This is a genomic window from Modestobacter sp. SYSU DS0290 (assembly GCF_054050955.1).
This window is the reverse complement of the sequence record NZ_JBJHAI010000019.1, coordinates 59,451-72,833: the sequence shown is the minus strand read 5'-3', so window position 1 is coordinate 72,833 and position 13,383 is coordinate 59,451. Positions and strand designations below refer to the sequence as shown.

12 protein-coding genes are annotated in these 13,383 nt (G+C 73.6%); all 12 read left to right on the top strand.

The genetic code is table 11. The annotated features are described in order from the left end of the window. The first annotated feature begins 313 nt into the window (after positions 1-313). Genes ACI795_RS15570 through nuoL form a run of 12 tightly spaced genes read left to right on the top strand, consistent with a single transcriptional unit; the run spans position 314 to position 13,381 of the window. The gene (locus tag ACI795_RS15570; RefSeq protein ID WP_457076444.1) at positions 314-676 is read left to right on the top strand and encodes an NADH-quinone oxidoreductase subunit A; all 363 of its coding nucleotides are present in this window, start codon (positions 314-316) and stop codon (positions 674-676) included. Positions 677-703: 27 nt separating this feature from the next. Further along, positions 704-1,384 (top strand): NuoB/complex I 20 kDa subunit family protein, encoded by a 681-nt coding sequence (locus ACI795_RS15565; protein ID WP_457076443.1) that lies wholly within the window; start codon positions 704-706, stop codon positions 1,382-1,384. Next, complete coding sequence (locus tag ACI795_RS15560; RefSeq protein ID WP_457076442.1) at positions 1,381-2,100, top strand: NADH-quinone oxidoreductase subunit C; 720 nt, start codon at positions 1,381-1,383, stop codon at positions 2,098-2,100. Before ACI795_RS15565 ends, ACI795_RS15560 begins: the two co-directional genes overlap by 4 nt. Next, positions 2,097-3,419, top strand: coding sequence for an NADH-quinone oxidoreductase subunit D (locus tag ACI795_RS15555; RefSeq protein ID WP_457076441.1), 1,323 nt, complete (start codon positions 2,097-2,099; stop codon positions 3,417-3,419). Before ACI795_RS15560 ends, ACI795_RS15555 begins: the two co-directional genes overlap by 4 nt. Further along, positions 3,416-4,420 (top strand): NADH-quinone oxidoreductase subunit NuoE, encoded by a 1,005-nt coding sequence (gene nuoE, locus ACI795_RS15550; RefSeq protein ID WP_457076440.1) that lies wholly within the window; start codon positions 3,416-3,418, stop codon positions 4,418-4,420. Before ACI795_RS15555 ends, nuoE begins: the two co-directional genes overlap by 4 nt. A gap of 1 nt (position 4,421) precedes the next feature. Next, positions 4,422-5,750 carry an NADH-quinone oxidoreductase subunit NuoF gene (gene nuoF / locus ACI795_RS15545; protein WP_457076439.1) on the top strand — a complete coding sequence of 443 codons (1,329 nt, stop codon included), beginning with the start codon at positions 4,422-4,424 and terminating at the stop codon, positions 5,748-5,750. Next, positions 5,747-8,263 carry an NADH-quinone oxidoreductase subunit G gene (locus ACI795_RS15540; protein WP_457076438.1) on the top strand — a complete coding sequence of 839 codons (2,517 nt, stop codon included), beginning with the start codon at positions 5,747-5,749 and terminating at the stop codon, positions 8,261-8,263. Before nuoF ends, ACI795_RS15540 begins: the two co-directional genes overlap by 4 nt. Continuing rightward, positions 8,260-9,690, top strand: a complete 1,431-nt coding sequence (gene nuoH, locus ACI795_RS15535; protein ID WP_457076437.1) for an NADH-quinone oxidoreductase subunit NuoH — start codon at positions 8,260-8,262, stop codon at positions 9,688-9,690. Before ACI795_RS15540 ends, nuoH begins: the two co-directional genes overlap by 4 nt. Then, positions 9,683-10,297: an NADH-quinone oxidoreductase subunit NuoI gene (nuoI, locus tag ACI795_RS15530; RefSeq protein WP_457076436.1), complete on the top strand. Its 615-nt coding sequence runs from the start codon at positions 9,683-9,685 to the stop codon at positions 10,295-10,297. Before nuoH ends, nuoI begins: the two co-directional genes overlap by 8 nt. Continuing rightward, positions 10,294-11,148 (top strand): NADH-quinone oxidoreductase subunit J, encoded by an 855-nt coding sequence (locus ACI795_RS15525; protein WP_457076435.1) that lies wholly within the window; start codon positions 10,294-10,296, stop codon positions 11,146-11,148. The genes nuoI and ACI795_RS15525 overlap by 4 nt, the downstream gene beginning before the upstream one ends. Beyond that, positions 11,145-11,444: an NADH-quinone oxidoreductase subunit NuoK gene (gene nuoK / locus ACI795_RS15520; protein ID WP_457076434.1), complete on the top strand. Its 300-nt coding sequence runs from the start codon at positions 11,145-11,147 to the stop codon at positions 11,442-11,444. The genes ACI795_RS15525 and nuoK overlap by 4 nt, the downstream gene beginning before the upstream one ends. A gap of 35 nt (positions 11,445-11,479) precedes the next feature. Beyond that, on the top strand, positions 11,480-13,381 hold the full coding sequence (gene nuoL, locus ACI795_RS15515; protein WP_457076433.1) for an NADH-quinone oxidoreductase subunit L: 1,902 nt from the start codon (positions 11,480-11,482) through the stop codon (positions 13,379-13,381). Positions 13,382-13,383: the final 2 nt, after the last annotated feature.

Here is a 13,383-nt window from a genome sequence, read left to right as displayed (position 1 = left end):
CGTGCTCTGCCCACCGGGGGTGGGCAGAGCACGACTGTGCGCGGGGTGGTCGGTCCTGCGTCGGCCGCTGTGACGGCGCCGCTGCGCGGCCCGGCCAGTCTCGACGCGAGGTGTGAAGTCGGTCACCGAATGTCCTGGTGTTCCGGCGTCCGTCTGTCATAGGCTTCGATCGATCGACTTTGTGAAGTAGTTCACAAGCGTTCGCCCGATCCGCCGGGCGAGGAGAGGTCGTCGCCGTGGTCCGCACAGTGAGGTGCACACGCGAGACCGCCCCGGCGCGTGCCCGTCGCACGCGGCAGGGGGGCGGTCGCTGATGTTGTCGACCTACGCGCCGCTCGTCGGCCTGTTCGTCCTCGCCGCGGGCTTCGCGGTCTTCTCGGTCACCGTCGCGCCGTTCGTCGGCCCGCGCCGCTTCAACCGGGCGAAGCTGCAGGCCTACGAGTGCGGCATCGAGCCGGTCGACCAGCCGCTCACCGGGGGCCGCTTCCCGGTGAAGTACTACCTGACCGCGATGTTGTTCATCGTCTTCGACATCGAGATCGTCTTCCTCTACCCGTGGGCGGTCGCCAACGACGCGCTGGGCCTGTGGGGTCTCGGCGCGATGGCCCTGTTCATCGGCACCGTCTTCATCGCCTTCGCCTACGAGTGGCGCCGCGGAGGCCTGGAATGGGACTGACACCGATCCGGAACGGGGGCCGCTGACGTGGGCCTGGAGGAGAAGCTGCCCAGCGGCGTGCTGCTGACCAGCGTCGAGAAGCTGGTCAACTGGACCCGCAAGTCCTCGCTGTGGCCGGCCACCTTCGGGTTGGCCTGCTGCGCGATCGAGATGATGGCGTCGGGCGCCGGCCGCTACGACCTGGCCCGCTTCGGCATGGAGGTCTTCCGCGCCTCCCCGCGCCAGGCCGACCTGATGATCGTCGCCGGCCGGGTGAGCCAGAAGATGGCCCCGGTCCTGCGCCAGATCTACGACCAGATGCCCGAGCCGCGGTACGTGCTGGCGATGGGCGTCTGCGCCAGCTCCGGCGGGATGTTCAACAACTACGCGATCGTGCAGGGCGTCGACCACGTCGTCCCCGTCGACATGTACCTGCCCGGCTGCCCGCCGCGGCCGGAGATGCTCACCGACGCGATCCTCAAGCTGCACCACAAGATCTCCCACCAGCCGCTGGGCGCCAAGCGGGCCCGGGAGCTGGCCGCCGCCCGTGCCGACGGCACCGCCCCCGACCTGCACCTCGAGATGCCCTCCAGCGTGCGGGTCGACAAGGAGCAGCGGCGCGCCTACGAGCAGGCCGCAGCTGCGGGCCGCACCGGCCAGTTCGCCATCGAGCAGCGCGGTGGCAACGCCGTCGCCCTGCCCGGCGCCGAGCCGGGAGCGCGCCGGTGAGCGACGAAGCGGGCTTCGGGGCCGCGACGGCACCGGGCGGGGGATTCCGCAAGGGCGCCTTCGGCGTCACCGGCAGCGGCGACACCTCCGGCTTCGGTGGCCTGGTCCGGGTCGAGCCCGGCGGCGCCGTCGCCCTGCACTCCACCGAGCGCCCCTACGGCGGCTGGTTCGACGAGGTCGCCGACGCGCTCGTCGACGCGGTCGGGCAGGCCACCTACGACGCCGCCGTCCAGCGGGTGCTGGTCGACCGCGGCGAGATCACCTGGTTCCTCCGGCGCGAGCACCTGCTGACCTTCGTCCGCGCCCTGCGGGACGACGAGGCGCTGCGGTTCGAGCTGCTCTCCGGCGTCTCCGGCGTCGACTACCTCGACAGCGGTGGTCCGGAGGTCTCGCCCGGGCGCCCCCGGCTGCACGTCGTCCACCACCTGACCTCGATGACCTACCGCCGCCGGATCCGGCTGGAGGTGGCGGTGACGGCCGAGGACCCGCACGTCCCCTCGGTCACCGGTGTCTACCCGACCGCGGACTGGCACGAGCGGGAGGTCTGGGACATGTTCGGCGTCGTCTTCGACGGCCACCCGGGGCTGACCCGGATCCTCATGCCCGACGACTGGGACGGCCACCCGCAGCGCAAGGACTACCCGCTGGGCGGCGTGCCGGTGGAGTACCACGGCGCGACGATCCCGCCCCCCGACGAGCGGCGGAGCTACCGATGACGACCACCCAGGACCCCTACGCCGGGTCGCGGGAGACCACCGAGGGCCGGGTCTACACGGTCACCGGCGGCGACTGGGACCAGACCTTCGGCACCGACCCGCACGAGGACGAGCGGCTCGTGGTCAACATGGGCCCGCAGCACCCCTCCACGCACGGGGTGCTCCGCCTGGTGCTCGACCTCGAGGGCGAGACGGTCACCAAGGCCCGCGTCGTCATCGGCTACCTGCACACCGGCATCGAGAAGACCACCGAGTACCGCACCTGGGTGCAGGGGACGACGCTGGTCACGCGGATGGACTACCTGTCCCCGCTGTTCAACGAGGCCGGCTACTGCCTCGCCGTGGAGAAGCTGCTCGGCATCGAGGCCCCGCCCCGGGCCCAGACGATCCGCGTGCTGGTCATGGAGCTCAACCGGATCGCCTCCCACCTCGTCGCGCTGGCCACCTTCGGCATGGAGATGGGCGCGCTCACCGGGATGACCAACGGCTTCCGCGAGCGGGAGCTGGTCCTCGACCTGCTCGAGGAGATCACCGGGCTGCGGATGAACCACGCCTACATCCGCCCCGGCGGCCTCGCCCAGGACCTCCCCGAGGGCGTGGAGGGCCGGATCCGCGAGTTCCTGCAGGTCATGCCCGAGCGGGTCGCCGGATTCCACCGCCTGCTCACCGGCCAGCCGATCTGGCAGCGCCGGCTCAAGGACGCCGGCTACCTCGACGTGACCGGCTGCGTCGCCCTCGGCGTCACCGGGCCCGTGCTGCGGGCCGCCGGGCTGCCGTGGGACCTGCGGAAGGTCGAGCCCTACCTGGGCTACGAGACCTACGACTTCGAGGTGGCGACGGCCGACACCTGCGACGCCTGGGGCCGCTACCTGGTGCGGATGAGCGAGGTGAACGAGTCGCTCAAGATCATCGCCCAGGCGCTGGACCGGCTGGAGCCCGGCCCGGTGATGGTCGAGGACAAGAAGATCGCCTGGCCCGCGCAGCTGTCGCTGGGCGCCGACGGGCTCGGCAACTCCCTGGACCACGTCCGGCACATCATGGGCCAGTCGATGGAGGCCCTGATCCACCACTTCAAGCTGGTCACCGAGGGCTTCCGGGTGCCCGCCGGCCAGGTCTACGTGCCGATCGAGAGCCCCCGCGGCGAGCTCGGCTACCACGTGGTCAGCGACGGCGGCACCCGCCCGTTCCGGGTGCACGTCCGCGACCCCAGCTTCGTGAACCTGCAGGCCACAGCGGCGATGAGCGAGGGCGGGATGATCGCCGACGTCATCGCCGCGATCGCCTCGATCGACCCGGTGATGGGGGGTGTGGACCGGTGAGCGCCCTTCCCGGCTCGCAGGAGGGCACCGCGGTCACCGGGCTGGACTCCAGCCCGGTCGAGCCCGCCGCCCCGGACCTGCCGCCGCTGACCGCGCGGACCGAGGCGGAGGCGCGCCAGATCATGGCCCGCTACCCGCAGGCCCGCTCCGCGCTGCTGCCGATGCTGCACCTGGTCCAGTCGGTGCAGGGCTACGTCTCCCCGGAGGGCGTCGGCTTCTGCGCCCGGCTGCTCGGGCTGACCAAGGCCGAGGTCGGTGCGGTCGCGACCTTCTACACGATGTACAAGCGGCACCCGACCGGCCGGCACCTGGTCAGCGTCTGCACCAACACGCTGTGCGCCGTCCTCGGCGGGCAGCGCATCTACGACGCGGTCGCAGCCGACCTCGGCGTCGGCCACGACCAGACCGCCGCCGACGGCTCGGTCACCCTGGAGCACGCCGAGTGCCTGGCCGCCTGCGACTACGCACCGGTGGTCACCGTCGACTACGAGTTCTACGACCAGCAGGACGTCGAGTCGGCCCGGGAGCTGGTCGCCGCGCTGCGCCGCGGGGAGAAGCCGCCGCCGACCCGGGGCGCCCCGCTCACCGACTTCCGCGGCATCTCCCGCCAGCTGGCCGGCCTCAGCCAGCACGCCGACCTCGCCGCCGAGCGGGCCGCCGTCGACGCGCCCTCCACCGGGGCACCCACCCTGGCCGGCGTCCGGCTGGCCGCCGACCGCGGCGAGGCCGCGCCGCCGCTGCGGCACCCCGAGCCCGAGGCCGCCCCCGAGCCGGACGTCGAACCCGCGGCCGGCACCGGGGAGACGGCGAGCGAGCAGGCCGCCGACACCGCCGTCGCCTCCGCCGACACCCCCGCCGAGCGGGCCGGCACCGCGCAGCACCACCCGGACACCCCCGAGCCCGCCGGCCGCCAACCGGCCGAGCGCGGTCGCGAGGGCACCGACACCCCGCCGACCGGCACCGGCGCCGGCCAGCAGAGCTCGATCGAGCGGGAGGCCTGAGATGCCCCTGACCCCCGTCCTCACGGCCCGGTTCGACGCGCCCCGCTCCTGGACGCTGGACACCTACGAACGGCTCGACGGCTACCGCGCGCTGCGGCAGGCGCTGGCGATGGCCCCGGACGACGTCGTCGCGCTGGTCAAGGACTCCGGGCTGCGTGGCCGCGGCGGCGCCGGCTTCCCCACCGGCATGAAGTGGAGCTTCATCCCGCAGCCCAAGCCCGGGGAGGAGCCCACCGGCCCGGCGGCGGCGCCGAAGTACCTGGTGGTCAACGCCGACGAGGGCGAGCCGGGCACCTGCAAGGACGTCCCGCTGATGATGGCCGACCCGCACTCCCTGGTGGAGGGGGTGATCATCACCGCCTACGCGATCCGCTCGCACTTCGCCGTCATCTACGTGCGCGGGGAGGCGGTGCACGCCCACCGCCGGCTGATGGCCGCCGTCCAGGAGGCGTACGCCGCCGGCTACCTCGGCCGGAACGTGCTGGACACCGGGTACGACCTGGAGCTGGTCGTGCACGCGGGTGCCGGGGCCTACATCTGCGGCGAGGAGACCGCGCTGCTGGACTCCCTGGAGGGCTACCGCGGGCAGCCCCGGCTCAAGCCCCCGTTCCCCGCCGTCGCCGGCCTCTACGGCTCCCCGACGGTGATCAACAACGTGGAGACGCTGGCCACCGTGCCGTACGTGGTGCGCGGCGGCGCGGAGTGGTTCAAGCACTTCGGCCCGGAGAAGTCACCCGGGCCGAAGATCTACTCGCTGTCCGGTCGCGTGGTGCGCCCTGGCCAGTACGAGGCCCCGATGGGGACGACGATGCGCGAGCTGCTGGAGATGGCCGGCGGTGTCCGCCCCGGGCACCGGCTGAAGTTCTGGACGCCGGGCGGCTCCTCCACCCCCTACTTCACCCCCGAGCACCTCGACGTCCCGCTGGACTTCGACTCGGTGGCGAAGGCCGGCTCGATGCTCGGCACCACCGCGCTGATGGTCTTCGACGAGACCGACTCCATCGTCGAGGCGACGCTGCGGTTCACCGAGTTCTACGCGCACGAGAGCTGCGGCAAGTGCACCCCGTGCCGGGAGGGCACCTACTGGCTGGTCCAGATCCTGGACCGGCTGGTGCGCGGGGAGGGCCGGGCCGCCGACCTGGACCTGCTCACCGACACCTGCGACAACATCCTGGGCCGCTCGTTCTGCGCCCTCGGCGACGGCGCCACCAGCTGCATCGCCAGCTCGCTGAAGTACTTCAAGGACGACTACGTCGCGCTGCTGCCTGCCGAGGAGCAGGCCCGCCTCGGCCGGTCGCTGCGGCTCGAGCCCGTCGGAGCAGCGTCATGACCCTCACCCCGGCCACCCCCGAGCCCGCGCCGGCGCTGCCACCGGGCGCCCCCGGCCCGCACACCCCACCCGACGCCGTGCACTGCACCATCGACGGCTTCCCGGTCGCGGTGCCCAAGGGCACGCTGATCATCCGGGCCGCCGAGATGATCGGCGTGCAGATCCCGCGGTTCTGCGACCACCCGCTGCTGGACCCGATCGGCGCCTGCCGGCAGTGCCTGGTCGAGGTCGAGGGCCAGCGCAAGCCGGTCGCCTCCTGCACCACGCCGGTGGCCCCGGACATGGTGGTGCAGACCCAGCTGAGCAGCCCGGTCGCCGACAAGGCCCAGCAGGGCACCATGGAGCTGCTGCTGGTCAACCACCCGCTGGACTGCCCGGTCTGCGACAAGGGCGGGGAGTGCCCGCTGCAGAACCAGGCGATGAGCAACGGCCGCGCCGAGTCCCGGTTCGTCGAGACCAAGCGGACCTACCCCAAGCCGCTGCCGATCAGCTCCCAGGTGCTGCTCGACCGGGAACGCTGCGTGCTGTGCGCCCGCTGCACCCGGTTCAGCCAGCAGGTCGCCGGTGACCCGTTCATCGAGCTGTTCGAGCGCGGCGCCCTGGAGCAGGTGGCGATCTACGAGGACGAGCCGTTCGAGTCCTACTTCTCCGGCAACACCACCCAGATCTGCCCGGTCGGCGCGCTCACCAGCGCCACCTACCGGTTCCGCGCCCGCCCCTTCGACCTGCGCAGCGAGCCCAGCGTCTGCGAGCACTGCGCCAGCGGCTGCGCCCAGCGCACCGACTACCGGCGCGGCACGGTCACCCGCCGGCTCGCCGGTGAGGACCCGGCGGTCAACCAGGAGTGGAACTGCGACAAGGGCCGCTACGCGTTCCGCTACGCCAGCAGCAACGAGCGGCTGATGACGCCGCTGGTGCGCCGGGACGGGGAGCTGCAACCGGCGTCCTGGCCGGAGGCGTGGGCCGCCGCGGCCGAGGGGCTCCGGCGGGCCCGGCAGGCCGGCGGGGTGGGCGTGCTGCCCGGCGGCCGGCTCACCGTCGAGGACGCCTACGCGTACGCCACGTTCGCCCGGGTCGCGCTGGGCACCAACGACGTCGACGCCCGCGCCCGCGCCCATTCCGCCGAGGAGCTCGACTTCCTGGCCACGCACGTCGCCGGCACCGGCCCCGGCGCCGGCGCGGTCACCTACGACGACCTGGCCGCGGCGCCCGTGGTGCTGCTGGTCGGCTTCGAGCCGGAGGAGGAGTCGCCGATCGTCTTCCTGAGGCTGCGCCGGGCGGTCCGCACGGCGGGCCTGCGGGTGTTCGACGTCGCCCCCTTCGCCACCCGCGCCGCGGAGAAGCTGCGGGCCACCGTGCTGCCGACGGTCCCCGGCCAGGAGGCCCGGCTGCTGCGCGACCTCACCGCCCACCCCGTGGACGGCGTCCTGGCCGAGGTGGCGGCGGCGCTGTTCCGGCCCGGCGCGGTCGTGCTGGCCGGCGAGCGGCTGGCCGAGGCACCCGGCGCGTTCACCGCGCTGACCGCGCTCGCCGGTGAGACCGGGGCCCGGATCGGCTGGGTGCCGCGCCGGGCGGGGGAGCGCGGCGCGGTCGAGGTGGGCGCGCTGCCCACGCTGCTGCCCGGCGGCCGCACCGTGGCCAGCGCCGCCGACCGGGCCGCCGTGGCCCAGCGCTGGGGCGCCGACGTCCCGGCCACCCCGGGCCGTGACCTCACCGGCATCCTCACCGCCGCACGGGACGGCGCCCTGTCCGGCCTGCTCGTCGGGGGCGTGGACCCCGCCGACCTGCCCGACCCGCTGCTGGCCGAGCAGGCGCTGGCCGCCGCGGGCTTCGTGGTCAGTCTGGAGCTCTTCCCCTCCGCGGTCACCGCGCACGCCGACGTCGTCCTGCCGGTCGCCGCGGCGCCGGAGAAGGCCGGCGCCTACCTGGACTGGGAGGGGCGGGTGCGCCCGTTCGACGCGACGCTGCACGGCACCGGCCAGCTCAGCGACGGCCGGGTGCTGCAGGGGGTGGCCGAGCACCTGGGGCTGGACCTGCGGTTGGGCTCGGTCAGCGAGGTCCGGGCCGAGCTGATGGCCCTGGGTGGCGCCGCGCAGGCGCCGGCCGCGGCGGTGCGGGACGTGGCGCCGGCGCCGCTGCCGGAGCTGGCCGACGACCAGGCCGTGCTCGCGTCCTGGCGGCAGCTGCTCGACGTCGGCACGCTGCAGCGGGACGAGCCGGCGCTGGCCGGCACCGCCCGTCCGCCGGCGGCCCGGCTGGGCGCGGACGCCGCCGGCCGGCTGGGCCTCGCCGACGGCGACCCGCTCACCGTCACCGGACCGGCCGGGGCGGTCACCCTGCCGGTGCGGATCGCCGACCTGCCCGACGGGGTCGTCTGGCTGCCGATGCGCTCGCCGGGCAGCGAGGTGCGCAGCCAGCTCGGGGCGGGCCCCGGCGCCGTCGTCCGGCTGGCCGGGCCGCCCACCCCGGGCGGCTCGACGTCCGTCTCGAGCCTGCGGGGAGCCCAGGCATGACCGTGTTCGCCGCCGCCGACCAGCCGACGCTGGAGGACTTCGGGTCCGACGTCTGGTGGATCGTGCTCATCAAGATCGTCGGCATCTTCGCCGTGCTGGTCCTGATGACGCTGTTCGCCATCGTCTTCGAGCGCAAGGTCGTCGCCCGGATGCAGCAGCGGATCGGCCCCAACCGGGTCGGCCCCCGCGGCTACCTGCAGAGCCTCGCCGACGGGCTGAAGCTGGCGTTCAAGGAGGACATCATGCCGGCGCTGGCCGACAAGCCGGTGTACTTCCTGGCCCCGGTCATCGCCACCATCCCGGCCTTCCTGGCGTTCTCGGTCATCCCGCTGGGCCCGACGGTGAGCATCTTCGGCGAGCGGACGCCGCTGCAGCTCACCGACGCCCCGATCGGCGTGCTCATCGTGCTGGCCTGCTCGGCGATGGGCGTTTACGGCATCGTGCTCGGCGGCTGGGCGTCCGGGTCGACCTACCCGCTGCTCGGCTCGCTGCGCAGCGCCGCCCAGATGGTCAGCTACGAGATCGCGATGGGCCTGTCGATCGTGGCGGTGTTCCTCTACGCGGGCTCGATGTCCACCTCGGAGATCGTCGCCGCCCAGGCCGACGGGATCCCGCTATTCGGCGGCAGCGTCACCGGCCCCGGCTGGTTCGGGCTGCTGCTGCCGGTCTCCTTCGTGATCTACGTGATCGCCGTGGTCGGGGAGACCAACCGGGCACCGTTCGACCTCCCCGAGGCCGAGAGCGAGCTGGTCGGCGGCTTCCACACCGAGTACTCGTCGCTGAAGTTCGCGCTGTTCTTCCTGGCCGAGTACATCAACATCGTCACCGTCTCCGCGCTGGCGGCGACGCTCTTCCTCGGCGGCTGGCGGGCGCCGTGGCCGATCTCGATCTGGGACGGCGCGAACACGGGCTGGTGGCCGGTGCTGTGGTTCCTGGCCAAGGTCGTCGTCGCGCTGTTCGTCTTCGTCTGGCTGCGCGGCACGCTGCCCCGGCTCCGCTACGACCAGTTCATGCGCTTCGGCTGGAAGGTGCTCGTCCCGGTCGGGCTGGTCTGGATCCTCGCCGTCGCCACGCTGCGCGCCGTGGCCCGCGAGGCCGAGCTCGACGTCGGCCAGGTCGCGGTCCTCGCCGGCGTGCCCCTCGCGCTGCTGATCCTGGGCGGGCTGCTCATCGCCTCGCGGCGCAGCAACCGGGACACCCGGGTGGCCGCCCGGGCCGCCGCGGCCGGCGCGCTCAACCCCACCGAACCGCAGGTGCTGCCCCCCACCGGGCAGGACGCGGCTGCCGGCGGCTTCCCGGTGCCCCCCATGGACCTGGTGGTGCCGCCCTCGCCGCGGCTCGGCCGGGAGTCCGTCGGCGCCGGCGCCGTGGTCGGCACCGGCCGGCGCGGCACCGCACCCACCGAGCAGGAGGACGGCGATGTCTGAGCACGGCGCCAGCGGGGGCGAGCTGACCCCGCGCAGCGGGCAGGGCGACCCGACCCCGGCCCGGCGCAGCTGGTTGCCCGGCCCCGCCCAGGGGTTCGGCGTCACCTTCGCCACGATGTTCAAGAAGGTGACGACCGAGCAGTACCCGGAGGTCCCGAAGCAGACCAAGCCGCGCTACCACGGCCGGCACGTGCTCAACCGGCACCCCGACGGCCTGGAGAAGTGCGTGGGCTGCGAGCTGTGCGCCTGGGCCTGCCCGGCCGACGCCATCTACGTCGAGGGCGGGGACAACACCGAGGACGCCCGCTACTCACCCGGCGAGCGGTACGGCCGCGTCTACCAGATCAACTACCTGCGCTGCATCTTCTGCGGGCTCTGCATCGAGGCCTGCCCCACCCGCTCGCTGACCATGAGCAACGACTTCGAGCTGGCCGACGACGACCGGCAGGCGCTGATCTACACCAAGGAGCAGCTGATGGCGCCGCTGCTGCCGGGGATGGAGCAGCCTCCCCACCCGATGCGGCTCGGCTCCGACGAGCAGGACTACTACGTCCGCCAGCCGGAGGCGTCGTCGGCCGCCGAGCCGGTGGTGGGGGAGCGGGCATGAGCGTGCTGGCGGCCGCGGCCGACACCGCCGTCCGGCTGGGCACCGCCGAGACGGTGGTGTTCTGGCTGCTCGCCCCGATCGCGCTGGCCGGGGCGCTGGGCATGGTGCTCTCCCGCAACGCGGTTCACTCCGCGCTCTGGCTGGTCACCACGATGCTGGTACTGGGCGTCTTCTACGTCGTCCAGGAGGCGCCGTTCCTCGGCGCGGTGCAGATCATCGTCTACACCGGCGCGATCATGATCCTGTTCCTCTTCGTGCTCATGCTCGTCGGCCGGGACTCCTCGGACTCGGTGGTCGAGACCCTCCGCGGGCAGCGGGTGGCCGCCCTGGTGCTGGGCGCCGGGTTCGCCGCGCTGGTGGGCGCCGGCATCGCCCGGGCCACCCAGGACCTGCCGGTCACCGGGCTCACCGCGGTGCAGGGCACCGAGGGCGGACCGGCCGCCGGCAACGTCGAGGCGATCGCCGGCGTGCTCTACGGCCGCTACGTGCTGGCGTTCGAGGTCACCGGCGCACTGCTCATCGTGGCCGCGGTGGGGGCGCTGCTGCTCACCCACGCCGAGAAGGAGCCCGGCACCCGGCGCAGCCAGAAGGAGCTCTCCCGCGCCCGGTTCCTCACCGACCGGCCGCAGACGCTGCCCGGCCCCGGCGTGTACGCGCGGGCCAACTCCGTCGCCGCGCCCGGCCGGCTGCCCGACGGGCGCCCGGCGCCGGACACCCTGCTCACCGGGGTCGACCCGCAGCCGGTCGACCCGCTGCCCCCGGCCGGCAGCACCGGGATCGAGCGGGAGGGGCTGCCGCACGCCGGTGGCACCGACGCCGCGCTGGGCACGCTCGGGGAGGACCGGCGATGACGCTCACCAACTACCTCGTGCTCGCGGCGATCCTGTTCACCATCGGCGCGGTCGGGGTGCTCGTGCGGCGCAACGCCATCGTCGTCTTCATGTGCATCGAACTGATGCTCAACTCGGTGAACCTCACCCTGATCACCTTCGCCCGGGCCAACGGCACCGTCGAGGGCCAGGTCATCGCCCTGTTCGTGATGGTCGTCGCCGCCGCCGAGGTGGTCGTCGGGCTGGCCATCATCATGTCGATCTACCGGACCCGCCGTTCGGCGTCGGTCGACGACGCCAACCTCCTGAAGTACTGAGCGGAACGGGGCCGAGGGTGAACGAGGTCGTGCCGGTGTCCCTGCCCGTCGACGGGCTGCTGTCGGTGGCCTGGCTGCTGATCGCGCTGCCGCTGGCCGGCGCCGCGGTGCTGCTGCTCGGCGGCCGGCGCACCGACCGCTGGGGGCACCTGCTGGGCACGGCGACCGTGGCCGTCGCGTTCGCGCTCGCCGTCGCCTGCACCCTCGCGCTCACCGACCGGCCCGGGCACGCCGCCAGCATCGACCTCTACACGTTCATCGAGACCGGGAGCCTCGACGTCACCGCCGGGCTGCTCCTCGACCCGCTGTCGGCGGTCTTCGCGCTGCTGATCACCGGCGTGGGCGCGCTGATCCACGTCTACTCGATCGGCTACATGGCGCACGACCCCGGCCGGCGGCGGTTCTTCGCCTACCTGAACCTCTTCGTCGCCGCGATGCTGCTGCTGGTGCTGGGCAACAGCTACGTCGCCCTCTACGTCGGCTGGGAGGGGGTCGGGCTGGCGTCCTACCTGCTCATCGCCTTCTGGTACACCCGCCCGGCCGCGGCCACCGCGGCGAAGAAGGCGTTCGTGATGAACCGGGTCGGCGACGTCGGCCTGGCGCTGGCGGTCTTCCTGATGTTCGCCCAGCTCGGGACGACGTCCTACGCCGGCGTGCTCGGCTCGGTCGGCGCACTGGCCGGCGGCGTGGTCACCGCCCTGGGGCTCCTCCTGCTGCTGGGCGCGTGCGGCAAGTCCGGCCAGTTCCCGCTGCAGGCCTGGCTGCCCGACGCGATGGAGGGCCCCACCCCGGTGTCCGCGCTCATCCACGCGGCCACCATGGTCACCGCCGGGGTCTACCTGATCGCCCGCAGCGCCCCGATCTACGACGCCACCCCCACCGCCCGCACCGTGGTGCTCGCCGTCGGCGCGGTCACCCTGCTGATCGGGGCGATAGCCGGCTGCGCCCAGGACGACATCAAGAAGGTGCTGGCCTACTCCACGGTCAGCCAGATCGGCTACATGTTCCTCGCCGTCGGCCTCGGCCCCGTCGGCTACGCCGCCGCCATCGCGCACCTGCTCACCCACGGCTTCTTCAAGGCCGGGCTGTTCCTCGGCGCCGGCTCGGTGATGCACGCGATGGGCGACCGCACCGACATGCGCCGCTTCGGCGGGCTGGCCCGGCGGGTGCCGGTCACCTTCGTCACCTTCGGCCTGGGCTACCTGGCGCTGATCGGCTTCCCGTTCCTGTCCGGCTACTGGACCAAGGACGCGATCATCGAGGCCGCCCTCGACCGGGGCGGCTGGTCGGGCTGGCTGCTGGGCGGGGTCGCCGTGCTCGGCGCCGGGCTCACCGCCTTCTACATGACCCGGCTGATGCTGATGACCTTCTTCGGCCGGGCCCGCTGGGAACGCGGGGTGCACCCGCACGAGGCGCCGGCCTCGATGACCGCGCCGATGGTGCTGCTCGCCGTCGGCTCGGTCGCCGCGGGCTTCCTGCTGGTGCAGGTCTTCCCGCTGGCCGAGTGGCTGGCCCCGGTGTTCGGGGAGCCGGCGGAGGCGGCGCACGTCGTCGCCCCGGCCGTGGTCGGGCTGGTGGTCACCGCGGTGATGGCGGTCGGCGTGCTCGCGGCGTGGCTGCTCGTCGGCCGCCGCGAGGTGCCCACCACCGCGCCGGCCCGGGTGTCGCCGGTGGTCACCGCCGCCCGGCGCGCGCTCTACGCCGACACGGTCAACGAGACCCTCCTCATGCGCCCGGGCATCTGGCTGACCCGGGCCCTGGTCTTCCTCGACAACCGCGGGGTCGACGGCCTGGTCAACGGCACCGCCGCCGCGCTCGGCGGCTCGTCGTCGCGGCTGGGCCGGGTGCAGACCGGTTTCGTGCGCAGCTACGCGCTGGGGGTGCTCGGCGGTGCGGTCGTGGTCGCCGGAGCACTGGTGGCGGTGACGACGGCGTGAGC

What these genes read in the sequence shown, in the direction of transcription:
- nuoF (WP_457076439.1), top strand. Translation starts at nt 4,422, where the DNA reads ATGCCCCTGACCCCCGTCCTCACGGCCCGGTTCGACGCGCCCCGCTCC.
- ACI795_RS15555 (WP_457076441.1), top strand. Translation starts at nt 2,097, where the DNA reads ATGACGACCACCCAGGACCCCTACGCCGGGTCGCGGGAGACCACCGAG.
- nuoH (WP_457076437.1), top strand. Translation starts at nt 8,260, where the DNA reads ATGACCGTGTTCGCCGCCGCCGACCAGCCGACGCTGGAGGACTTCGGG.
- nuoK (WP_457076434.1), top strand. Translation starts at nt 11,145, where the DNA reads ATGACGCTCACCAACTACCTCGTGCTCGCGGCGATCCTGTTCACCATC.
- ACI795_RS15525 (WP_457076435.1), top strand. Translation starts at nt 10,294, where the DNA reads ATGAGCGTGCTGGCGGCCGCGGCCGACACCGCCGTCCGGCTGGGCACC.
- ACI795_RS15570 (WP_457076444.1), top strand. Translation starts at nt 314, where the DNA reads ATGTTGTCGACCTACGCGCCGCTCGTCGGCCTGTTCGTCCTCGCCGCG.
- ACI795_RS15540 (WP_457076438.1), top strand. Translation starts at nt 5,747, where the DNA reads ATGACCCTCACCCCGGCCACCCCCGAGCCCGCGCCGGCGCTGCCACCG.
- nuoI (WP_457076436.1), top strand. Translation starts at nt 9,683, where the DNA reads ATGTCTGAGCACGGCGCCAGCGGGGGCGAGCTGACCCCGCGCAGCGGG.